The following is a 20,160-nucleotide window of genomic DNA, read 5'->3' on the forward strand; positions in this document are numbered from 1 at the left end:
GCGGTGTCGTGACGTGCGGGGCATGCGGGGAGGTCGCGGGTCGACGGGTCGTCAGATGAGTGCGGCGGCGGCGCTGACGTTCGCCAGCAGCGCCGCGACGGCGAACGCGCCCCGCACCCGGTTCCAGCGGATCCAGCGCTCGCGCGGGTCGCGGCGGTCGAAGTCGGCGGGCAGACGCTGCGGGTCGAGCGTCGACAGCCACCGGTTGATCGGCACGTTCTTGGTGAGCGAGACGGTCATGGCCGCGGCCAGCAGCAGCGCCCCGAGGGCCGCGAGCAGCCGGACGGCGCTGGTGGGGGCCGTGGCCACCAGGGCGATGTCGCACAGCAGGCAGCTCAGCAGCGACACCGGCATGAACGGGTCGAAGCGGGTGACCAGGCCCTTGTGCACCGGGACGTACATCGCGGTGGGCAGCGTGGTGAACAGCGGGGCCGCGAGCACGGAGATCGCGAGACCGCCGGCCGCGAGACCACCGGCGAGCAGCGCCGCGGGCATCAGTACCTGGACCGGATCCACCACAGTCCCCCTCCCGACCTGGCCGCCGTCCGATACGGCGGACCGCTGCCCCGACTCTCGGAGGGCCAGGTCGAAGGGGACTCGAAGACGGCTCGACGGGCCGGGGGCGGGCCGCGCGGGGCGGGCCGTCGAGCACCCCTCCACAGCGAATCGAGCAGGTGTGGCCAGGGTGACCTGGTACATCCACCACGGACCGGGAGTCGTGATGCTCAAGGAAGTACTGACCGGGGTCGTGCTGATCGGAACGGGAACCGTGACGGGCATCTTCGTGGCGGTTCTGGTCAGTGTGGCTCCCGCCATGGCGGCCATGGACCGCGCCGAGTACCTGCGGGCCCACGCCCTGCTGGGCAAGGGGTACCACCCGCTGATGCCGATCCTGGTCAACGTCGTCACCCTCAGCGGGTTCGCCCTCGCCGTGCTCGCCGAAGGGCCTGGCCGGGTGCTGTTCCCGGCGGCGTCGGTACTGCTGATCGGGGTGCAGGCCGTCTCGCACCTCGGCAACGTGCCGATCAACCGCTCACTGGCCGGGCTCGCCGCCGAGGGCCCCTGGCAGGACCCCCGGCCGCTGTGGCGCGCCTGGCACCGGCTGCGCACGGCACTGGCCGCGCTGGCCCTGGCCACGGTCACCGTGGCGGTGCTCGCTTCCCCCTGACGCACTCCGAGAGGAGAAATCCCCATGCCCCTGAACGCCATCACCTACCGGGTCCGTCCCGGACACGAGGAGGAGCTCACGGACGTCTTCGCCCCGCGCAACTTCACCCGGGTCGACTCGCCCGTCATCAAGGACACCTCCGGCGAGACCATCGGCATGCTGCTAGGCACCGGCCTGTTCGTCCAGGGCGACACCCTGGTCCGGGTGATCCACCACGACGGCGTCTCCGCCGACCGGATCGCCCGGCACATGTCGGTGCAGAAGGGAGTGCACGAGGCGGAGCGGGCGATCCTGCCGTACCTCTCCGAGCCGCGTGACACCGAGACCCCGGAGGGTTTCCGGCGGCACTTCCACCGCAGCTTCATGACCGTGCTGGAGCAGCACAGCCCGGACGAGCGGCCCGCCGCCGGCACGGTCGCGCTGCGCTATCCGCTGCGCCGGGGCGCGGGCGCCGAACTCGCCGCGACCCGCGCCACCGCCAACCGCCGGGCGACGCTGCTGCTGTCGCCGGAGCACCCGACGATCGTGCGCACCGCGCTGTTCCTGCACGAGGACGCCCTGGTGCGGGTCGTCCAGTACGACGGGCATCCGTACGACGTGGTGGGCTATCTGACGGACCGCTGCTTCGGCGACCGGGCCGAGACCTGGCTGGAGCCGTATCTGCTCGACACCGTCCGGCCCGCCCACCCGGACGCGTACCTGGCCCTGGTGCACGAGCAGGCCATGCTGTCGATCGCGCACATGTCCGTGCTGGGAGTGGACTGACGCTCCCTGAGAACCGCACATCGGAAAACCGCCGCCGGACCCCAGGCCCGGCGGCGGTTCTCGTTTCGTGGTGCTGTCGCGTCAGACCTCGGGGTGGTCGAACCACTCGCCGAGCTTGGTGCCCATCAGCGGGCTGCCGCGCAGCTTCAGCTTGCCCGTCAGGAAGGCCTTCGCGCCGGGGAGCTTGCCGACGCCCATGGCCAGCATGTCGGGGAACTTGATCCCGATGGTGATGTCGGGGCTGTCGTGCCGGCCCTTGTCGGTCCGGCAGGTGCCGGCCTCGACCTGCACGTAGTGGAGCTTCTGCCCCTCACCGGAGGCGATGTCGAACTGGAAGACGCCACCCTGGCCCTTGGCCTTCTCCGGGTTGAACTCCGACACCAGCAGCTCGAAGATCAGCGTCAGCGCGGCGTCGAGACCGCCCTCCCGCCGCGCCACCGCGGCCTCCAGCTCCTTGGCCGGCACGGACTCCACCAGCTCGATCAGCTCGGTCACCTGTTCCTGCTGCACACTCATCCGTTCCTCCTGGAACCTAGGCTTCGGCCGTCGCGGCCGGTGACAGTGCGTGGAGCGGTTCGAGCAGCCGCATCTCGCCGCCCTCCCGCAGCGGCCAGAGCACCTTGAGGTACGCCTGCTGCTCGGCGCTGCGCTCGAAGGCCCGGAAGGACGGCTCGTCCGTCCAGTCCGTCAGGACGGTGTAGCTGCCGGGCTCGGCGGTGTCGCGCAGCAGCTGCTGGCCGTGGTTGTCGGGGAACCGGCGCACGGTCTCGGCGTGAGCGCGCCACAGCTCCTCGAACTCGGCCTCGTGCCCCTCGGCGACCCGGATCCGCAGCAGGACCCGCAGCCCGGCCGCCGTCACGGCCCCACCGCCGTGCGGCGCGCCGCGGCCTCCTCGACCAGCCCCTTGATCCGGGCCATCTCCCGGCGGGTGTTGGTGTTCAGCCGCTCGGTCATCTCCGGGTCGCCGAACGGCAGCCCGGGGCGGACCGTGAACTCCTGCCGCCAGCGCATCTCCACACCGGAGTCGGTCTCGGTGTAGGTCCAGAAGATGTCCATGTGCTCGAAGGGGCCGGTCTCGATCCGGCGCGCCCGCACGGTGCGGGTCTCCGGGTCGGGCGTGCGCTCGGAGACCCAGCTCCACACCGCCCCGTTCTCGTCGGGGTGCAGGGTGAGCCGGAAGCGCACGGTGGCGCCGTCCCGGCCGAGGATCTCGGCCGCGGAGTACTCGGAGAACAGTCGGGGCCAGGACTCGACGTCGTTCGTCATCTCCCACACCAGGTCCATGGGCGCGTCGATGACGACGGTGTTGTCGGTGTGCGCCATGTCAGACCGCCGAGAGGCTGGCGTTGACGTAGTCGATCACGTCCTGGGGCGCGTTCATGCCCTCGATGGCCTCGTCCGGTATCTGCAGGCCGTACTCGCGCTGGATCTGGCTGGCGATCTCCAGGACCGCGAGCGAGTCGTAGCCGATGTCGGTGAAGGCGGTGCCGAGGTTGTCCGGGGTGAGTTCCTCGGCGTCGCCGGTGCACCGGCTCATGACCGCCTTGAGGTCGTCGAAGGTCATGGTGGCAGGCATGGGTTCCTCCTTGGTACGGGTGATGGATGGCGGTGCGTGAAGAGATGAGGAGATGCGCGAGAGGAGGGCGGAAGCCGGGGTTCAGGCGGTCCGCAGCACGACGGCCGCGTTGAACCCGCCGTAGCCGCGGCTGAGTACCAGCGCGGTGCGCAGCCGGGCCTCGCGGGGCCGGTCGACGACCAGGTCGAGCCGGTGCTCGGGGTCGGGACGGACGTTGACCGACGGCGGGATCACCTGGTCGCGCAGGGCGAGGACCGCGGCGGCCACGTCGAGGGCGGCGCCGCCCGCGTAGAGCCGGCCGGTCATGGTCTTGGGGACCGTCACCGGGACCGCCTCGGCGCCGAACACCGCGGTGAGGGCCTCGGCCTCCTGCCGGTCCAGCTCGGGCACGCCGTAGCCGTCGGCGAACACGACGTCGACCTCCGGCGGTGTCAACGACGCGTCGGCGAGGGCGAGTTCGGCTGCCCGGCGCAGTCCGGGCGGGCGGCCGGAACCGGGCCGCGGATCGAAGGTGGCGGCGTAGCCGGCGACCTCGGCGTAGATCCGGGCGCCCTCCCGGGCTCGGGCGTCGTCGCGGTTCTCCACCACGAAGATCGCGCCGCCCTCCCCGGGGACATAGCCGCGCGCCTCCGGGTCGAAGGGGACGTAGGCCCGCTCGGGCCGGTGTTCCTCGCTGAGCCGCCCGTTGGAGAGCTGACAGACCAGCCCGTACGGCGACAGCGAGGCGTCGGTGCCGCCCGACAGCACCAGCCGGGTGCCCTTGGCGAGCACCCGCCGGGCCTGGGCCAGCGCGTCGAGGCCGCCGGCCTGCTCCGAGCAGAGCACCCCGCAGGGACCGCGCATGCCGTGCCGGATGGACAGCTGTCCGGTCGTCGCCGCGTAGAACCAGGCGATCGACATGTACGCGCCCACGGCCTGCGGGCCCTCGCGGTACAGCTTCTGCAGCTCGCGCTGGCCGAACTCGACGCCGCCCGAGGAGTTGGCGGTGATGACCGCCATGTCGAGGTCGGCGAAGTCCTCGGGGACCACGGCCGCGTCGGCGAGGGCCTCGTTGGTCGCGGCGAAGGCGTACTGCGTCATGGCGTCGGTCTCGCTGACCAGGCGCTGCGGGGCGTGGTCGGCCGGGTCGAAGCCGGTGGCCTCGCCCGCGACCCGCACCGGGTAGCGGTCGGGGTCGAAGCGGCTGATCCGGCCGAGGCCGGACGTCCCGTCGAGGGTCGCCCGCCACCAGCTCTCGCGGTCCTGTCCGTTGGGCGCCACCACGCCCAGTCCGGTGATGACGGGAGCGCTCACCCGATCCTCCTCGGGGAGGTGAGGACCACCGCGCTCTGGAACCCGCCGAAGCCGCTGCCGACGCTGAGGACGACGTCGAGGTCCGCCTCCCGCGCGGTGCCCGGCACATAGTCCAGGTCGCACTCGGGGTCGCGTTCCTCGTAGTTGGCGGTGGGCGGGACCGTACCCCGCTCGATGGCCAGGGCGCTGGCCGCGATCTCGATCGAGCCGATCGAGCCGAGCGAGTGCCCGACCATCGACTTGATGGAGCTGACGGGGATCCGGTAGGCGTGCTCGCCCAGGCTGCGCTTGTAGGCGGCGGTCTCGTGCCGGTCGTTCTGCTTGGTGCCGCTGCCGTGGGCGTTGGCGTAGTCGATCTCGTCGGGGTTGATCCGGGCCTCGTCGAGCGCGGCGGTGATCGCCTCGCCCATCTCGCGCCCGTCGGGCCGCAGGCCGGTCATGTGGTAGCCGTTGGCGCGGGCCGCGTAGCCCGCGACCTCGCAGTAGATGCGGGCGCCCCGGCGCCGGGCGTGCTCCAGCTCCTCGATCACGAAGACCGCGGAGCCCTCCCCCAGCACCAGCCCGTTGCGCCGCCGGTCGAACGGGCGGCAGGCGTGCTCCGGATCGTCGTTGCTGGTGGAGGAGGCACGCAGGGTGTCGAAGCAGGAGACGGTGATCGGGTAGATCGGCGCGTCCGTGGCGCCGGCGACCATGACGTCCGCCGAGCCCTCCCGGATCAGGTCGACGGCGTACCCGACGGCGTCGATGCCCGCGCAGCAGCCGGAGCTGACCACGGTCGCCGGGCCCTCGGCCCCGGCCGCCCACGCCACCTCGGTCGCCAGCGAGCTGGACATCACGTACGAGTACAGGTGCGGCTTCATATAGCCCTGGTCGACGAGCCACTGCCGGCCGTTGTCGCTGACCGTGCGGTACTCCTGCTCCATGGAGATGGCGTTGCCGACACCGTTGCCGACGCTCACCCCGATGCGGTGCGGGTCCTCGGCGGCGGTGTCGAGCCCGCTGTCGGCCAGCGCCTCCCGGGTGGCGACCAGAGCGAACTGGCCGGCCCGGTCGGTGCGCCGGATCTCCTGGTACGACAGCCCGGCCCGCTCGGGGTCGAAGTCGCACTCCGCTCCGATCCGGCTGCGGAACGGGGTGGGGTCGAAGAGGGTGATGCGCCGGGTGGCCGTCCGGCCCTTGACGATCATCTCCCAGAACGCCTCACGGCCCGGCTGCCCGGGGGCGACGACACCGATACCGGTGATCACCGCGCGTCCGGTCATGCGGCACCCCCCACTTCGGGCAGCGTGCCCTCGCCGGGCAGCGGCTCGCAGTCGACGTGGCCGAGTTCCGGGCGCGGGGCGAGCGGGCTGAGGAAGAAGGCGACGAACGCCTGCTCCGTGCCCGGGTTCTCGATGCGGTGCCGCACCCCGATCGGGACCATGAAGGACTCGCCGGGCTCCAGGACCAGCTCCCGGCCGTCGATCCGCAGCAGCAGCCGGCCGCGGATGACGTGGAAGAACTCCTCGGAGTAGGGGTGGTAGTGCTCGGAGACGAACTCGCCGGGCTCCAGGGTGCCGACGCCCATGAACCCCGAGGTCGCTCCGCAGGTCTTCGGGCTGAGCAGGACACGCAGGTCCCCACCGCGCTTGCGGTTGGGTGGTACGTCGTCGATGGCGATCTTGATGAGGTCGGTGGTCTGCATAGGTGCTCCAGCTGGGGACGTGTGTCCCGGGCCGCCTGGGGAGGGCGGGCCGGGGTGCGGCGGACGTCTCGGTTCAGGCGGTCCAGGTGTAGAAGGGCTCGGCCATCGAGTCCTTGGGCTCCCGCCAGGTCGGGGAGTACGGCGTCATGAACTCCTGGAGCCGGGTGTTGATGTCCTCGTAGAGCGGGTGGCTGCGGGCCCGGTAGAGGTTGTCGTTGATGGGCTGCTCCGCCTCCACCAGGTGGAAGTAGAGGCCCTGGAAGCGGAAGAGGGTGCGCCGTTGGACGCCGATCATGTGGGGCAGCTCGGTCGCGTCGGACTCGGCGAAGAGCGCGGCGACCTTGTCCGCGTCGTCGTGCTGCATCCGCGCGACGATGAGCGTGCGATGCGCCATGGGGACTCCTTCGGGTAGCGCCCGCAGCGGTGGGTCCGTGGGGCGTCGGGCGGGTCCTTCGAGCGGTCGGACCTGCCGCTTTTGATGCTGGACGGGAGGGCTTGAGGCCCCGTCCAGGGCAACTCGACGTCAGATTTGAGCCGTTCTGCGGTACAGGAGCAGCGCGGTGACGACGGCCGTGGCGGCGAAGCCGGCCAGGTACACCCACAGCGGCAGGACGCCCACGAGGTGCGAGAGCTGGCCGCCCGCCCCGGCGCCCAGCGCGGCGCCCAGGTAGAAGAGCCCCATCATGCGGCTGCGGTGGCCCTGCGGGGCGCTCTCCGCCGTCGCGCTCAGCCCGACGGGCCCGAAGACCAGCTCGCCGCAGGTCATGCAGAGGAAGGCGGCCAGCAGCCAGAGCGCGGACACCCGTACGTCGCCGCCGTCCGCGAGCCGGGCGCCGACCGCGAGGACAGCGAAGCCGGCCGCCGCGCACAGCAGTCCGGCGGAGAACTTGCGCACGGTGCCCGTGCCCGCCGCGAGCCGCAGCCACAGCCAGGCGAAGAGCGGTGCGAGCAGCAGCAGGAACAGCGGGTGCGCGGACTGGAACCAGCTCGCCGGCACGGTGAACCCGGCGATCTCCCGGTCGGTGTGCTCCCGGGCGAACAGGCTGAAGACCGAGCCGAGTTGGCCGTACATCGCCCAGAACAGCACCGACGGGACGAAGATCTTCCGGTAGCCGCGGACCCGTTCGCGCTCGGCCTCGTCCAGCCCGGCCCCGCGCAGCAGCCGCCGGAAGTACCAGACGGGCACCACCAGCGAGGCCAGTCCGCACAGCGCCAGCACGGGGCGCAGCGGCAGCCCGCCGGCCGCCGTGACCGCGGTGATCAGCAGGGCGGCGACGGCCAGCGCCGCCCAGGCGCCGCGCACCAGCCGGCGCAGCGCGGCGGGCGGCAGCGGATGGGCGGGTCCGGTCCGGGCGCCGCGCAGCGTGGGGGCGCCGTGCAGGTACTGGAGCACGCCGAGGAGCATGCCGACGGCCGCGGCGCCGAAGCCCAGGTGCCAGTGGACGCGTTCGCCGAGGGCACCGGTGACCAGTGGGCCGATCAGCGCGCTGACCTGGACGCTCATGTAGAACACGGAGAACGCCGCCTGCCGCTGCGCGCTGCCCGCCCCCGGGTTCATCTGGTCGAACATCACGGGGAGGTTGGGCTTGAGCAGTCCCGTGCCGCAGGCGACCAGCAGCAGGCCCAGGTAGAAGGTGAGGTGGGCGGGTACGGCCATGCAGGCGTGCCCGGCCGCGATGACGAGGGCGCCGCCGAGCATCGCCCGGTGGGTGCCCAGGACCCGGTCGCCGAGCCAGCCGCCGGGCATGGCCGCCAGGAACGACGCGGAGATGTAGAGCCCGAAGAGGGCGCCGGCCATGCCGTCCGACAGTCCCAGTCCGCCCTCGGCGGCCGGCGCGGTGGCGTAGAGGAAGAGCAGCGCCTGCATGCCGTAGAAGCTGAACCGCTCCCACATGTCGGTCATGAACAGGGTGCTGAACCAGCGCTCGCGGAACAGTGCCCGGACCGGGCGGGTGGCGGCGTCGGCGGCCGGGCCGGGGACGGTGGTGCTCTGCGTGGTCACGTCCGCCCCCTCACAGTGAGATACCGCCGTCGATCTGCACCACCTGGCCGGTGATGTAGTCGGCGGCGTCGGAGAGCAGGAACGCGACCAGCTCGGCGACGGACTCGGCGCTGCCGAAGCGGCCCATGGCGACCTTGCCCAGGGCGGCCTCGCGGGCCTTGGCCGTCATGCCGTCGAGCATGTCGGTCTCGATGAACCCCGGCGCCACGGCGTTGACCCGCACCCCGTAGGGGGCGACCTCCTTGGCGAGGGCGCGGGTGAGGCCGTTCAGGCCCGCCTTGGCCGTCGCGTAGTTGGCCTGGCCGGGGTTGCCGTACACGCCGATCACCGAGGAGACGTTCACCACGGCGCCGGCCCTGCGGGTGATCAGTCCGCGCAGCACCGCGCGGCACATGTGGAAGGCCCCGTCCAGGCTCGTGCCGACCACCGAGTGCCAGTCGCCCTGCGACATCAGCGCCATGGGGCGGTCCCGCAGCACACCGGCGGAGTTGACCAGCGCGTACGGGGGCAGGCCCAGCTTCTCCTCGGTCTCGTCGGTGAATCTGCGCACCGCCTCGGCGTCGGTGACGTCGCAGACCACGTGGTGGACCGCCGCCCCGGCCTCGGCGACGAGCCGGGTGGTCTCCAGCGCCGCCTCGTCGGCGGAGCGGGAGCAGAACCCGATGTCGTAGCCCTCCTGTGCGAGCCGTACCGCGACCGCGCGTCCGATGCCTCGTGAGCCGCCGGTCACCAGCGCGCAACGCCTCTCGGCCATACCGTGTCCCTTCCTCGTTCCCGTCGAAAGCGTCGAAAGCATCGGCCACCGGGCTCAAGGCAGGCTCGAAGGGCACACGGCACGCTGCGCGCATGGTGGAGATCCTCTTCGAACAGAACCTGCTGTGGGCCGTGCTGGCGGCGGTCTTCTGGGGCTTCGCGGCCCGTGGCGCCCGCCGGCTGGCGACCCGCCCGACGGTCCGCTCACTGCGCCGCCGGGCCCGCCTCGGGCTGGTCCTGGTGGGCGTGTCGCTGCTGGTGCTGGCGGTGCGGGTGGCGCTGGCCGTCGCCCTCGCCGCCACGGCGGGCCGGCCGGCTGCCGCCGACTTCCTCCTGTTCGCGGCGGTGCCCCTGGCCGTGGCGGGCACGGCGGTCGCGGCCCTGTCGGTACCGGCGTACTGGCGCCTGTCCCGCACCCGTGTGCCGGCGCCGGCACAGACCCCGGAGCGGCCGTCCGCGGCCCTGGCCTCGACGGGAGTGCCGGCGCGGTCCCGAGACGGCGGCCCCGGCACGACCGCCGGGCAACCCGCCCTGACGCCGGTCGCGTCGGCCGACTCGCCGGGAGACCGCGCACTCGACGCCGTCGGCCCGAACCTCCCCGCCGGGCGGCGCCCCCCGGCACCGGCAACCCCCACCGACCCGACCGGAGACGGCGCCCCCGCGCCGAGTCCCGGTGGCCGGGGCACGCCCGCCGGGCGGCGTCACCCGGCGCCGGGCGGCCCCCGCGGGAGCGGCGGGCACCCGGCCGACTCCGCTCCGCCGGGTGTCCCCGCCGGGTTGCGGTCCGCCGCCGCGAGTGGGCGGCTGGTGGTGCCCGTGCGGGTCTGCTGGGTGGCCGCGCTCGCCGGGGCCGCGCTGACGCTGCATCCGCCGGCCCCTCCGTACGCCGGGCTGTTCGTGCTCGAACTCGTCCTGCTGGCGCTGGCCGCCGCCGGGCTGGTGCTGTGGCAGCAGCGGTGGCGTGCGGTCGTCGGGGAGCCCGGCTGGCGGCGGCCGTCGCGGGCGCGGCGCCTGGTGCGCTCGACGGCGACGGTGACCGCCCTCGCCGTGCTGTGCGCCGGGGGCTGGACCGTCGCCGCCGAGCGGAGCCGGCTGCCGGGGCGTCTGGGCCAGGCGCACCACGAGCACGCCTACGACACCGGCGGCGGCCCGGCGCCGGGACAGGCCCCGGTCCGCGATCTGGCCGGCCTGACCGGCCCCCGCACGGGCACCCCCGACCGGCGCTTCACGCTCACCGCCACCGAGCGCACCATGCGCCTGGCGTCGGGCGAGAAGGTGGCCGCCCTCGCCTTCAACGGACAGCTCCCCGGGCCCGAACTCAGAATTGTCAAGGGCGAGTTGGTGGAGGTGGTGCTCGTCAACGGGAACGTCGGGGACGGAGTCACCGTGCACTGGCACGGCGTCGACGTGCCCGCCGCCGAGGACGGCGTGGCCGGCGTCACCCAGGACGCGGTCGGCCCCGGGGAGCGCCATGTGTACCGGTTCCGGGCGCCGCGCGCGGGCACCTTCTGGTACCACGCGCACCAGCAGTCCAGCACGGCGGTGGCGCGTGGCCTCTTCGGCGCGCTGATCGTGGACGAGCCGACCGGCCGACCGGCGGGCGTGGACCGTACCGTCGTCGCCCACGCCTGGAGCGTCGAGGACGGCGAGGTCCGGGCCGACGGGAACGCCGCGCGGCGCGGCGGCGGGGGCGCGCTCAGCGGCCGCAACGGAGTCGGCGGCGTGCTGCGCACCGCGTTCGGCGACGACACCCGGCCGCGCCACGAGAAGGTCCCGGCCGGCACCCCGGTCCGGCTGCGCCTGGTCAACGCCGACAACTGCCCCCGCACCTACTCCCTCGCCGGCACCGCCTTCCGGGTCGCGGCGATCGACGGCAACGACATCTCGGCGCCCACCGACCTGCGGGGCACCCGGCTGCGCGTGGCGGGCGGCGGACGGTACGACGTGACGTTCCGCCAGCCGGACGGTCCGGTGCACCTGACCGTGGTCGGCGACGCCAACGCCTCGGCCGCCAGCCACGGCTTCGAGGGCTGCGGCGAGGACGGCGCCTACGGAGCGGGGCGGGCCGAGACGGCGTCCCTGCTGCTCGACCCCACCGGCACCGCGCAGCCGCCGCCCCCCGCCACGGGCCCGCTCTTCGACCCGCTGCGCTACGGCTCCCCCGCGACCGGCACCGCCGCCGCCGGGATCGGTCCCGGCACCCGCTACGACCGTGACTTCCACCTGGTCCTCGGCAACAGCTTCGGCTTCTACGACGGCCGGCCCATGGTGCTGTGGACCGTCAACAACGCCGTCCACCCGGACATCCCCGCCCTGCTGGTCCGGGAGGGCGACCGGGTCCGCGTCACGTTCGTCAACCGCAGCCTCGACGACCACCCCATGCACCTGCACGGCCACCGCATGCTCGTCCTGTCCCGCAACGGGCAGCGCACGACCGGCAGCCCCTGGTGGACCGACACCCTGAACGTCGCTCCCGGCGAGCGGTTCGAGGTCGCGTTCCGCGCCGACAACCCCGGCCTGTGGATGGACCACTGCCACAACCTCGACCACGCCCGCGACGGCATGGTCCTGCACCTGGCCTACGACGGCGTACGGACCCCCTACGAGGCGGGCAGCTCCACCGGCAACCTGCCGGAGTGATCCGCCGTCGGGCCGGCCCACGCCGACAGCCGCTCGCGTGCCGCGCGCACCGCACGCCGGTCCTCCTCGGGCCCCAGCGCCCGAGGGGGCAGCGTGGCGAGGACCGCGCTGCGGCCCGAGCGCACGGCCCGGTGCCCCCGGGCGAGCACCGTCAGGCTCTGCGCCGGGCCGGCCTCGACGAGCAGCCGGTCACCGTCGGCGAGCACCCGCTCCAGCGTCCGCCAGAACAGCACCGGGGCGGTCGGCTGCCCGGCCCAGAACGCGGCGTCGACCGCCTGCTCCGCGCTCAACGGCCGCGCGGTGTATGCGGAGTACAGCGGCGTACGGGGAGGCGCGAGCGGCATGCCGCGCACCAGGGCCTCCGTCTCGGCCACCAGCGGCGCCAGCGCCGGGCTGTGGTACGGGGTGCGGGTGGCGAGCCGCCGGAAGGTCCTGCCGTCCGCGGTCAGCCGCCGGGCGACGGCCTCCAGGGCGGCCCGTGGACCGGAGAGCACCGTGTGCCGGGGCGCGTTCACCGCGCCCACCACCACCCCGTCCGTCAGGCATCCGGTCAGTTCGCCGGGCGCCGCCGCGACCGCGAGCATCCCGCCCGCCGGAGTGGTCCGCTGCAACCGGACCCGCTCCCACAGCAGCCGGACCGCGTCGTCGAGCCGGAACACCCCGGCGAGCACGGCGGCGGCGAACTCGCCCATGCTGTGCCCGAGGTACGCCGCCGGACGCACCCCCCAGCTCTCCACCAGCCGCCCCATCGCGTAGTCCACGGCGAACAGCAGGGGCGCGGAACGGGCATCGGACTCCATCGGCACGGCGGGCCGCTCGGCCAGCCAGTCGGCCCTCGCGGCCTCGCCCGGCGCGCCGAGCAGGGCCAGGACGGAGTCCACCGCGTCGGTGAAGACCGGCTCGTGCCCGTAGAGTCCGGCCGCCATCTGCGTGTGCTGCGCTCCTGTTCCCGGGAACATCAGGACCACGGAGCGGCGCTGAAGGTCAGTCATGGCGCCAGGCTGGACCGCCCGGATCGAGCCGCTCTCCACCGGCTCTCGCGGAAGCCGTCGAGTCCGCCTTGAGCGGCCGGGCGCACGCTGCACTCCATGAGCGTTGTCGACGAAACGTCCCCGGCGTCGGTGACCACCCGGACCACGGCGGGCACCGCCACCGCCGTCGCGGACGCCACCACCACCCCCGTCCCGGACGCCACCGCCGCCCCCCGTGACGGTCATCTCCGCGACCGGGTCGCGGAACTCGCCGCGCTGCACGAGAGCGTGCGGTGCGGCCCGAGCGAGCGGGCGACCGAGGCCCAGCACGCGAAGGGCAAGCTGACCGCGCGCGAACGTCTCGCGCTCCTCTTCGACGAGGGCACGTTCGCCGAGATCGAGGAGCTGCGCCGGCACCGCGCCACCGGCTTCGGACTGGAGAACCGCCGCCCCCACACCGACGGCGTCGTCACGGGCTGGGGCCGGGTGGACGGCCGTACGGTGTTCGCGTACGCCCATGACTTCCGTATCTTCGGCGGCGCCCTCGGCGAGGCGCACGCGCAGAAGATCCACAAGCTGATGGACCTGGCCGAGAGCGCGGGCGCGCCGATCGTCGGCCTGTGCGACGGCGCCGGCGCGCGGATCCAGGAAGGGGTCACCGCGCTGGCCGGCTACGGCGGCATCTTCACCCGCAACGTGCGCAGCTCGGGGGTCATCCCCCAGATCAGCGTGGTGCTGGGGCCGTGCGCCGGGGGCGCCGCGTACTCGCCGGCGCTGACCGACTTCGTGTTCATGGTGCGCGGCACCGCGCAGATGTTCATCACCGGGCCGGACGTCGTGCAGGCGGTCACCGGGGAGGTCGTCACGCACGAGGCGCTGGGCGGCGCCGACACCCACGCGTCGCTCTCCGGCGTGGCCCACTTCGCCTACGACGACGAGCCCACGTGCCTGGAGGACGTACGCCATCTGCTGTCCCTGCTGCCGTCCAACAACCGTGAACTGCCCCCGCCGCGGCCCACGTCGGACCCGGCCGACCGCCGCACCGAGGCGCTGCTCGACCTGGTCCCGGCGGACCCCGGGCGCGCGTACGACATGCGGGCGGTGATCGCCGAGGTCGTCGACGACGGCGACTTCTTCGAGGTCCAGGAGAACTGGGCGACCAACGTGGTGTGCGCGCTGGCGCGGCTGGACGGGCAGGCGGTGGGCATCGTGGCCAACCAGCCCGCGTCGTTCGCCGGGGTGCTGGACATCCACGCCTCGGAGAAGGCCGCCCGCTTCGTGCAGACCTGCGACGCCTTCAACATCCCGCTCGTCACCCTCGTCGACGTCCCCGGCTTCCTGCCCGGCGTCGACCAGGAGCACGGCGGCATCATCCGGCACGGCGCCAAACTGCTGTACGCCTACTGCAACGCCACCGTGCCGCGGGTGCAGCTGATCCTGCGCAAGGCCTACGGCGGCGCGTACATCGTGATGGACTCCCGTTCGATCGGCACCGACGTCTCCCTGGCCTGGCCGAGCAACGAGATCGCGGTGATGGGGGCGGAGGGGGCGGCGAACATCGTCTTCCGCCGGGAGATCGCGACGGCGGCCGATCCGGAGGCGACCCGCGCCCGGCTGGTCAAGGAGTACCGCGCCGAGCTGATGCACCCCTATTACGCGGCCGAGCGCGGTCTCGTCGACAGTGTGATCGACCCGGCCGAGACGCGGGCCCGGCTGATCGGGGCGCTGGCGATGCTGCGCGCCAAGCACGCGCCCCTGCCGGCCCGCAAGCACGGGAACCAGCCGCAGTGAGCGGCGCCACCGTGCGGGTCGTCCGCGGTGCCCCGCGCGCGGAGGAGCTCGCCGCCCTGGTCCTGGTCCTGCACGCCCTGGCCGCGAAGGACGCGGCACGGGCCGCCCGAGCCGCGTCCCCGCGGGCGGCCGACTGGTCGCGCCCGGCCGCCCCGCTGACCGTCGCGTCCCTTTCCTGGGCCACCCGCCCTCCCCCGGCCTGGCGGGCGGCCTAGTACTCCAGTCTGCTTTCGCGATCTTGTGGTGGCCCGGCTGGGAACGAGTACGGCCACCGCGTGATCGTCGGGGGTTGTGTGGACTCCTGAAGATCGTGCGGTGGCCGCAGGCCATAGCGTAGACCCTGCCCGATGGCGGGCGATGTTCGACCAGACCATGGCCCGGATCGCGGGCCGCTTCGGGCGAGTTGAGCCACGGGCCACGGCCCGCGCCTATCTACGCGGGCTGCTGTCGAACGCCGAGCGCAAAAACTGCCGGCAGACGGCCGAGCAGGCCGGTCACGCCCGGCCCGGGCCGATGCAGCGCCTGCTGCGGTACGCCCGCTGGGATGCCGATGCCGTCCGTGACGACCTGCGCGCCTACGCCGCCGAACACCTCGGCACCGACGACGCGGTGCTGATCGTGGACGAGACCGGACCCGAGGCCGCGCGAATGCTGCGCCCGCGACCGTTATCCGCGGTCCTTCCGGCGCAGCTGCTTCGCTTGCTCGACGCCGCTGCTGTGAGCCGTGATGGCCTTGGCGTGGTTCTTGTCGGCTGTGATGGCCGCGCGGGCCTTCAGGTCTGCGATGAGCCGTACGGCCACTTCGCGGAGGTCGCCGCTCATGGCGACGAATTGGACCAAGTGCTGGAGGGCGGCGAGGCCCCCGGCACGGGCCGGGATTGAGAGGACGGTGTCCTCCGCCAGCACGGCATCGACAGCCCGGCGCTCTGCGGTCATATTCCGGGTGCGCCGAAGGCGGTCGTTGAACGAGCCCTTCCTGCCGAACGGGGCGAGTCGTTCAGCCAGGCTGTCGAGGTCATGGCCAGGCTTGCGGTAGTAGGGCCGGTCCTCGCTGCCGGCGTTGCGGAAGTCCAGGAGGCTAGAGAGGAAGAAGCCGGCGACCTTCTCAGGGTCGGGCGTCAGGCCGGCTCCCATCCAGCGCTCGACCGACGCGGCGCCCCGGACTTCCATGACCAGAGACCAGCCGCTGCTGGTGCTCCAGTCGAAGTGGACGTCCATCACGTCCTTCGGTGTCGACGGACGCGGTCTGTCGCACGGGCTGGCGCTGATGAACCTGCTCGACGGTCCGGGCCACCTGGCGCGGGACCGGCTCAACAGTGTCACGCTCGTTTCGGCGCCGGGCCACGGCTTCCACCCCGGGTCGGGTGTCAATGCCGACTTCCGGTTCACGGTGACCGCGGACGGCGGGGTAGCCGTCGATGATCGGTGTGTCGGCTTCGCCGAGGCCGGCGGGCGGACGCTGACCCTGCACGGCTACCTGATCGCCTTCGACGGGCGCGGTCTGCCTCACGATCTGGTGCCGATGTCCCTGCCGGAACAGGGCGGCGTCCTGCCCCGGGACCGGGTCAACGAGCTGACCCTCGTCCCGGCGGCGACCTATACCCTGAGGGCCGACAGGGAGCCGTTCACCGAGTTCCGCTTCGACGTCGCCACGACAGGAGCGGTCAGCCCGGGGTGACGGGCTTTATGACCAGGCGCTTGGCCAGGAAAGGCGCCACCCCCAGCTGGACAAGGAAACCGCTGCCAGCTCCCCATGCCGGCTAACTCAGAGCAGCGAGGCCCTTCTCCAGATCGTCGAGGTTCATGACGGGCTCGAAGGTGACCTCCGCGCCCATCTCCTGAAAGAACGGGTCGGCGATGGAGGGCAGTTGCGAGCTGTCCTTCATGTCGAAGACCATGATCATGGTGCGTCCGCCCTCGGGGGTGAAGTAGGCGGCCTCGGGCTTCAGCTGCTCGATGGTCGACTTCACCGACTGGGGCATCGCTCCGCCCTTGGTCACCTTGTTCGACATCTGGGTGTCCATGCGGGCCTTCATCATCATCCGCATCGCATGCTCTCCTCGCGCACCATGACCTGCGCGGTTCCGTCCGCGCTCGCTGGGATCCGGTGCATCCCACTCAGCTTTACCGCAGCCGTTCGCGGGCGCCAAGATCTGCTGGGCCCTACGTGAAAACCCCCAGCCGCGATCGCCTGGGGGTCCGTGCACCGGTGCCCCGGGCGAGTGAGCAGCGCGCTGACCTGCCGTGGTCGGGCAGATGGTCGGGGCTGTGGTCCGGGCGTGTCGCCGGAGTAGCAGAAGCGGCAGCTCACACCCTGGCCCGGCGTGCGGGGCTCGCCGGGGCGCGGGTCGCACAGGGCGCGGCCTCCGGGGAACTGCCCGAGCCCGGTGGACAGGGCCACGCCGTCGTCGACTTCCACGGTCCGCCATCCGTGGATGCCCAGCAGCAGGCCGTCCAGCGGTCCGCCCACCAGTTCGGCGTAGCCGCGTCCCGGCTTCGGGCCCGGATGGTCGTGGTCGGCTCCGTAGATCCGGCCGCGCAGCAACTGCTCGTCTCCATTCATCCGTCCAGCCTCGCAGCCGCCACCGACAGCACCCCGCGCGGCGGCGGGCCCGGCCCGTGCCTTGGTTCATCCAGGCCCCGGTGTCCTAGCTCAGACACCAGCCGCAAGGTAACCGGCGGGTAGCTTTCGCGTCGTCAGACAGCCCGCTAAAGGCTGTCCCGTAAGTGATCTCCGTTCACGTGCGGGACAGCATCCTGTCCCGCTGCGGACCAGAGATGTGCGGCAGACTTCGGTGAACAGGCGCGGTTGCGAGGACGGGGAGGGCGCATGGAACATGCCGGTGGGTCGCTGTTGGGTTGCAGGCCTTCAGTGCTGGACGCGCTCAGCGTGGCCGGGTGGACAGCGGATCGCCAGGTCGCAACTGGGGAGTGGACACATCAACTGACGGCGGCGGGGTTCGAGCTCAACGACGCGGCGCTCGGGGTTTGGGCGGAGTTCGGCGGACTGACGATCGCGAGCTCCCCGGCGCGTGTCCCCGGCTCGTCCCTGCACATAGACCCTGTTGACGCCTGCATCGACACAGCCGCGGAAGCCTCCAGGTTGAGGCTTAGATATGCGGAGAACTACAGCCCTCTGGGCATGTGGTCGGTCCAGTACAGATCATACATTGCAGCAAGCGGGCGCGTCATTGCTGTGGGACCGAATGTCCTCTGGCACCTGGGTTCAACCTTCGCAGAGGCGCTGGCCTACGTAGTGGATGGAGACGGCGGCGCCGATCGTACAGAGCGGGCAGACTGGCTCGCCAACTGTCGATGAATCGGTCCCTCGCGCACTGTCCGCGGGGCGCTGGCCGACAGGTGAGACGATCCTGCTGTGGCTGGTGGGATCACGGCGTCGGAGTCGTCCTGGATATCCCCGTTCACCGGGCTGAGTCCGCGTCAGTTCGGCAAGCTGATCACCGCGCTACGGCGCGAGGGTGCGGACCCGGTCCGCAAGGGCCAGCCCTGGAGCCTGCCGCTGGAGGACCGGCTCCTGCTGGTCGCCACGTACTGGCGGACGAACCTGACCCTGCGGCAGCCTGCCCCGCCGTTCGGGGTCTCAAAGTCCGCAGCCAGCCGCATCATCGACCACCTCGGGCCGTCGCTGGCACCACAGCAACGCAAACGGTTCCGCAGGGACACAGTGCTGATCGTGGACGGCACCCTGGTACCCACCCGCGACCACAAGGTTGCCGAACAATCGAAGAACTACCGATACTCCACCAACCACCAGGTCGTCATCGACGCCAACACTCGCATGAGCGTCATTGTGGGCCGACCAGTGCCTGGCAACCGCAACGACTGCAAGGCGTGGGACCTGTCCGGCGTGAAGGCCGCCGTCGGCAACACCATGGTGATCGCGGACGGCGGCTACAGGGGCACCGGCCTGGTCATCCCACACCGCCGCGAACGCGGTAAGGCCGAACTTCCGGCCTGGAAAAGAGGAGCACAACACCTCCCACCGCAAGGTCCGCACCCGCGTCGAGCACACCTTCGCCCGGATGAAGGGCTGGAAGATCCTCCGTGACTGCCGCCTGAAAGGCGACGGCGTCCATCACGCCATGCTCGGCATCGCCCGCCTGCACAACCTCACCCTCGCAGGGTGACAAAGAAACGAGCAGGTCAACAGGCACATCTGAGATCATTTACGGGACAGCCCTTAGGTATCAAGGACCGATTGTTGGCAGGAGTTGCACCACACCAACCGAAGGGGACCCGTCGATCTTGTAGAACGCGCGGACTCTCCATCGTCCTGCGGGCACGGGCACCGGGGCTTCATCCGGCTGACCCTTGCCATCCGGGTAGGGCACGCCGAGGTCTTCGCCGGCCTCGACTGAGTCCATCAGAACCGCGGGGCCGTCGGTCTCCCAGACTCCGCAGTACTCCCATGGCGTCGCCTCATCGCTCAGGACAGCACCGGCTGCGGCGACCAGCTCGGCTTCGGAGTTGGCGCCGAGCCACCGCACGAAGACCCTTCGTTCGGGTAGGTAGCAGGTCGTGGCTGGTTCGTCTCCCAGCACCAGCACGGATGTGCTCTCGGCATCACCCAGGCTGATCACTTCGGCGGACCCCTCGACGGCGCAGGCCCGGTCGTAATCGTCCGGCTGGTCGGTGCCACCGACGATGATGCCGCCCTCGGTGCAGCCGCTCCACTGGTGCAGCACGGACACAGGAACGACGATCAGCGGGCCGCCCATGGACTCCACCCATGTCAGGTCGAGCCTGTCGCGATTGGTGTTGTCGCTGTCACTCATGCACGCCGTCTGCCTTCATCCTGTGACAGGGCGAGACGCCTGACATCTGGACTGACCTCAACCCAGCACTCTCCCAGCTCCTGGGTCGACGGTGGACGGGATGGGAGCACTCCGCGCACGCCACTACGACGGCTGCCTCGCAACCGCCGGCCTGACCCTGGAGGACTGACGTAACTCATTCCTCCTCCCAGTTCGCGTAGTCGCCCATCGCCACGTCATCGCACAAGGTCTCCCACAACCCGTTGTCTGCGAGTGCGGTGGCATCGAGAGCAGCGAGGAGCCGACGAAGCTCGTCCGCCACCTCCTGGAACCTGTCCTCCTCGTCTTCCTCGTAGAACGGGAAGCGGGCGATAGTGCCCGCGACGCACCGGTGGAAGGCCCCGAGATCCCTGTTCACGTGCCAGGCGGTCGCGGACCCGATCTTGGGGATCTGCACGACGCGACGCGAAGCCACATCGACGCCGAGCCGACCGAACAGGCCGCTGGACCCAAAGACGACCAACCCGCTCTCACCGATCCCGTCCAGGAGTGTCGCCTCAGTCAGCGGTTGGTACTCATAACCGATCAGCCCTGCTGGCACGCCGATTTCCCGCAGATCGGCGGCGATCTCAGCAGGCACCCCTGGTGAGCAGCCGATACGGACCACGGCGTACTGGGGCAACGGCAACGGCGGGAAGTCTCGGATCACGCGAGCATCATCCTCGTGCTCCGGCCACACCGG

Annotated in this window: 23 protein-coding genes and 2 pseudogenes; 9 read left to right on the top strand and 16 right to left on the bottom strand. The window is 71.9% G+C overall.

Annotated elements, in window-relative coordinates; translation table 11 throughout:
• Positions 1–51: 51 nt before the first annotated feature.
• The gene (locus tag ALMP_RS20560) at positions 52–519 is read right to left on the bottom strand and encodes a DUF1772 domain-containing protein (RefSeq protein WP_264930388.1); all 468 of its coding nucleotides are present in this window, start codon (positions 517–519) and stop codon (positions 52–54) included.
• Positions 520–685: 166 nt separating this feature from the next.
• Here ALMP_RS20560 and ALMP_RS20565 point away from each other — a divergent pair, with 166 nt between their 5' ends.
• Together ALMP_RS20565 and ALMP_RS20570 are read left to right on the top strand one after the other, a co-directional pair.
• The gene (locus ALMP_RS20565) at positions 686–1,168 is read left to right on the top strand and encodes a DUF1772 domain-containing protein (protein ID WP_264930390.1); all 483 of its coding nucleotides are present in this window, start codon (positions 686–688) and stop codon (positions 1,166–1,168) included.
• A gap of 24 nt (positions 1,169–1,192) precedes the next feature.
• The gene (locus ALMP_RS20570; protein WP_264930392.1) at positions 1,193–1,933 is read left to right on the top strand and encodes a SchA/CurD-like domain-containing protein; all 741 of its coding nucleotides are present in this window, start codon (positions 1,193–1,195) and stop codon (positions 1,931–1,933) included.
• Positions 1,934–2,014: 81 nt separating this feature from the next.
• On the opposite strand, the gene ALMP_RS20575 is transcribed toward ALMP_RS20570, so the two are convergent.
• From ALMP_RS20575 to fabG, 10 genes are all read right to left on the bottom strand, one after another.
• The gene (locus tag ALMP_RS20575; protein WP_264930394.1) at positions 2,015–2,449 is read right to left on the bottom strand and encodes an SCP2 sterol-binding domain-containing protein; all 435 of its coding nucleotides are present in this window, start codon (positions 2,447–2,449) and stop codon (positions 2,015–2,017) included.
• Positions 2,450–2,465: 16 nt separating this feature from the next.
• On the bottom strand, positions 2,466–2,792 hold the full coding sequence (locus ALMP_RS20580) for an antibiotic biosynthesis monooxygenase (RefSeq protein WP_264930396.1): 327 nt from the start codon (positions 2,790–2,792) through the stop codon (positions 2,466–2,468).
• Positions 2,789–3,256, bottom strand: coding sequence for an SRPBCC family protein (locus ALMP_RS20585; RefSeq protein ID WP_264930398.1), 468 nt, complete (start codon positions 3,254–3,256; stop codon positions 2,789–2,791). The genes ALMP_RS20580 and ALMP_RS20585 overlap by 4 nt, the downstream gene beginning before the upstream one ends.
• Position 3,257: 1 nt before the next feature.
• Positions 3,258–3,509 carry an acyl carrier protein gene (locus ALMP_RS20590; RefSeq protein ID WP_264930400.1) on the bottom strand — a complete coding sequence of 84 codons (252 nt, stop codon included), beginning with the start codon at positions 3,507–3,509 and terminating at the stop codon, positions 3,258–3,260.
• A gap of 81 nt (positions 3,510–3,590) precedes the next feature.
• Positions 3,591–4,802 (bottom strand): ketosynthase chain-length factor, encoded by a 1,212-nt coding sequence (locus ALMP_RS20595; protein ID WP_264930401.1) that lies wholly within the window; start codon positions 4,800–4,802, stop codon positions 3,591–3,593.
• Positions 4,799–6,064 carry a beta-ketoacyl synthase gene (locus ALMP_RS20600; protein ID WP_264930402.1) on the bottom strand — a complete coding sequence of 422 codons (1,266 nt, stop codon included), beginning with the start codon at positions 6,062–6,064 and terminating at the stop codon, positions 4,799–4,801. The genes ALMP_RS20595 and ALMP_RS20600 overlap by 4 nt, the downstream gene beginning before the upstream one ends.
• The gene (locus tag ALMP_RS20605) at positions 6,061–6,486 is read right to left on the bottom strand and encodes a cupin domain-containing protein (protein WP_264930404.1); all 426 of its coding nucleotides are present in this window, start codon (positions 6,484–6,486) and stop codon (positions 6,061–6,063) included. Before ALMP_RS20605 ends, ALMP_RS20600 begins: the two co-directional genes overlap by 4 nt.
• 73 nt (positions 6,487–6,559) lie before the next feature.
• Positions 6,560–6,880, bottom strand: a complete 321-nt coding sequence (locus ALMP_RS20610) for a TcmI family type II polyketide cyclase (protein ID WP_264930406.1) — start codon at positions 6,878–6,880, stop codon at positions 6,560–6,562.
• A gap of 129 nt (positions 6,881–7,009) precedes the next feature.
• Positions 7,010–8,488, bottom strand: a complete 1,479-nt coding sequence (locus ALMP_RS20615) for a peptide MFS transporter (RefSeq protein ID WP_264930408.1) — start codon at positions 8,486–8,488, stop codon at positions 7,010–7,012.
• A 10-nt stretch (positions 8,489–8,498) separates the two neighbouring features.
• Positions 8,499–9,242, bottom strand: a complete 744-nt coding sequence (gene fabG, locus ALMP_RS20620; protein WP_264930410.1) for a 3-oxoacyl-ACP reductase FabG — start codon at positions 9,240–9,242, stop codon at positions 8,499–8,501.
• 92 nt (positions 9,243–9,334) lie between these two features.
• Here fabG and ALMP_RS20625 point away from each other — a divergent pair, with 92 nt between their 5' ends.
• Positions 9,335–11,881 carry a multicopper oxidase domain-containing protein gene (locus tag ALMP_RS20625; RefSeq protein WP_264930411.1) on the top strand — a complete coding sequence of 849 codons (2,547 nt, stop codon included), beginning with the start codon at positions 9,335–9,337 and terminating at the stop codon, positions 11,879–11,881.
• Here the strand turns inward: ALMP_RS20625 and ALMP_RS20630 are convergent.
• Positions 11,842–12,873, bottom strand: coding sequence for an acyltransferase domain-containing protein (locus tag ALMP_RS20630; protein ID WP_264930414.1), 1,032 nt, complete (start codon positions 12,871–12,873; stop codon positions 11,842–11,844). The two genes, ALMP_RS20625 and ALMP_RS20630, sit on opposite strands and share 40 nt — an antisense overlap.
• A gap of 96 nt (positions 12,874–12,969) precedes the next feature.
• Here ALMP_RS20630 and ALMP_RS20635 point away from each other — a divergent pair, with 96 nt between their 5' ends.
• From ALMP_RS20635 to ALMP_RS20650, 4 genes are all read left to right on the top strand, one after another.
• On the top strand, positions 12,970–14,643 hold the full coding sequence (locus ALMP_RS20635; protein ID WP_264930416.1) for an acyl-CoA carboxylase subunit beta: 1,674 nt from the start codon (positions 12,970–12,972) through the stop codon (positions 14,641–14,643).
• The gene (locus ALMP_RS20640; protein ID WP_264930418.1) at positions 14,640–14,858 is read left to right on the top strand and encodes an acyl-CoA carboxylase epsilon subunit; all 219 of its coding nucleotides are present in this window, start codon (positions 14,640–14,642) and stop codon (positions 14,856–14,858) included. Before ALMP_RS20635 ends, ALMP_RS20640 begins: the two co-directional genes overlap by 4 nt.
• A 142-nt stretch (positions 14,859–15,000) precedes the next feature.
• Positions 15,001–15,525, top strand: a complete 525-nt coding sequence (locus ALMP_RS44410; protein WP_375803510.1) for a transposase — start codon at positions 15,001–15,003, stop codon at positions 15,523–15,525.
• A gap of 286 nt (positions 15,526–15,811) precedes the next feature.
• Complete coding sequence (locus ALMP_RS20650) at positions 15,812–16,321, top strand: hypothetical protein (protein ID WP_264930420.1); 510 nt, start codon at positions 15,812–15,814, stop codon at positions 16,319–16,321.
• Positions 16,322–16,403: 82 nt separating this feature from the next.
• Here ALMP_RS20650 and ALMP_RS20655 read toward each other — a convergent pair whose 3' ends face one another.
• Both ALMP_RS20655 and ALMP_RS20660 read right to left on the bottom strand, forming a co-directional pair.
• Entirely contained in the window at positions 16,404–16,691 is a 288-nt protein-coding gene (locus tag ALMP_RS20655) for a DUF3303 family protein (protein ID WP_264930422.1), read from the bottom strand.
• Between the two features lie 227 nt (positions 16,692–16,918).
• Positions 16,919–17,206: pseudogene (locus ALMP_RS20660) on the bottom strand (hypothetical protein); the annotation flags it as partial.
• Positions 17,207–17,473: 267 nt separating this feature from the next.
• Here ALMP_RS20660 and ALMP_RS20665 point away from each other — a divergent pair.
• Positions 17,474–17,962 (top strand): SUKH-3 domain-containing protein, encoded by a 489-nt coding sequence (locus tag ALMP_RS20665; protein ID WP_264930424.1) that lies wholly within the window; start codon positions 17,474–17,476, stop codon positions 17,960–17,962.
• 57 nt (positions 17,963–18,019) lie between these two features.
• A pseudogene (locus ALMP_RS20670) lies at positions 18,020–18,791 on the top strand (transposase).
• Between the two features lie 60 nt (positions 18,792–18,851).
• On the opposite strand, the gene ALMP_RS20675 reads toward ALMP_RS20670, so the two are convergent.
• Together ALMP_RS20675 and ALMP_RS20680 are read right to left on the bottom strand one after the other, a co-directional pair.
• Complete coding sequence (locus ALMP_RS20675; protein WP_264930426.1) at positions 18,852–19,439, bottom strand: immunity 21 family protein; 588 nt, start codon at positions 19,437–19,439, stop codon at positions 18,852–18,854.
• Positions 19,440–19,614: 175 nt separating this feature from the next.
• The gene (locus ALMP_RS20680) at positions 19,615–20,127 is read right to left on the bottom strand and encodes an SUKH-4 family immunity protein (RefSeq protein WP_264930428.1); all 513 of its coding nucleotides are present in this window, start codon (positions 20,125–20,127) and stop codon (positions 19,615–19,617) included.
• Between the last annotated feature and the right edge of the window lie 33 nt (positions 20,128–20,160).

It is taken from the genome of Streptomyces sp. A012304, assembly GCF_026008495.1.
Classification (GTDB): domain Bacteria; phylum Actinomycetota; class Actinomycetes; order Streptomycetales; family Streptomycetaceae; genus Streptomyces.

Coding starts and splice junctions, on each gene's coding strand:
- ALMP_RS20570 (WP_264930392.1), top strand. CDS start 1,193: ATGCCCCTGAACGCCATCACCTACCGGGTCCGTCCCGGACACGAGGAG.
- ALMP_RS20575 (WP_264930394.1), bottom strand. CDS start 2,449: ATGAGTGTGCAGCAGGAACAGGTGACCGAGCTGATCGAGCTGGTGGAG.
- ALMP_RS20585 (WP_264930398.1), bottom strand. CDS start 3,256: ATGGCGCACACCGACAACACCGTCGTCATCGACGCGCCCATGGACCTG.
- ALMP_RS20590 (WP_264930400.1), bottom strand. CDS start 3,509: ATGCCTGCCACCATGACCTTCGACGACCTCAAGGCGGTCATGAGCCGG.
- ALMP_RS20600 (WP_264930402.1), bottom strand. CDS start 6,064: ATGACCGGACGCGCGGTGATCACCGGTATCGGTGTCGTCGCCCCCGGG.
- ALMP_RS20605 (WP_264930404.1), bottom strand. CDS start 6,486: ATGCAGACCACCGACCTCATCAAGATCGCCATCGACGACGTACCACCC.
- ALMP_RS20610 (WP_264930406.1), bottom strand. CDS start 6,880: ATGGCGCATCGCACGCTCATCGTCGCGCGGATGCAGCACGACGACGCG.
- fabG (WP_264930410.1), bottom strand. CDS start 9,242: ATGGCCGAGAGGCGTTGCGCGCTGGTGACCGGCGGCTCACGAGGCATC.
- ALMP_RS20625 (WP_264930411.1), top strand. CDS start 9,335: ATGGTGGAGATCCTCTTCGAACAGAACCTGCTGTGGGCCGTGCTGGCG.
- ALMP_RS20630 (WP_264930414.1), bottom strand. CDS start 12,873: ATGACTGACCTTCAGCGCCGCTCCGTGGTCCTGATGTTCCCGGGAACA.
- ALMP_RS20635 (WP_264930416.1), top strand. CDS start 12,970: ATGAGCGTTGTCGACGAAACGTCCCCGGCGTCGGTGACCACCCGGACC.
- ALMP_RS44410 (WP_375803510.1), top strand. CDS start 15,001: ATGTTCGACCAGACCATGGCCCGGATCGCGGGCCGCTTCGGGCGAGTT.
- ALMP_RS20650 (WP_264930420.1), top strand. CDS start 15,812: ATGACCAGAGACCAGCCGCTGCTGGTGCTCCAGTCGAAGTGGACGTCC.
- ALMP_RS20655 (WP_264930422.1), bottom strand. CDS start 16,691: ATGCGGATGATGATGAAGGCCCGCATGGACACCCAGATGTCGAACAAG.
- ALMP_RS20665 (WP_264930424.1), top strand. CDS start 17,474: ATGGAACATGCCGGTGGGTCGCTGTTGGGTTGCAGGCCTTCAGTGCTG.
- ALMP_RS20675 (WP_264930426.1), bottom strand. CDS start 19,439: ATGAGTGACAGCGACAACACCAATCGCGACAGGCTCGACCTGACATGG.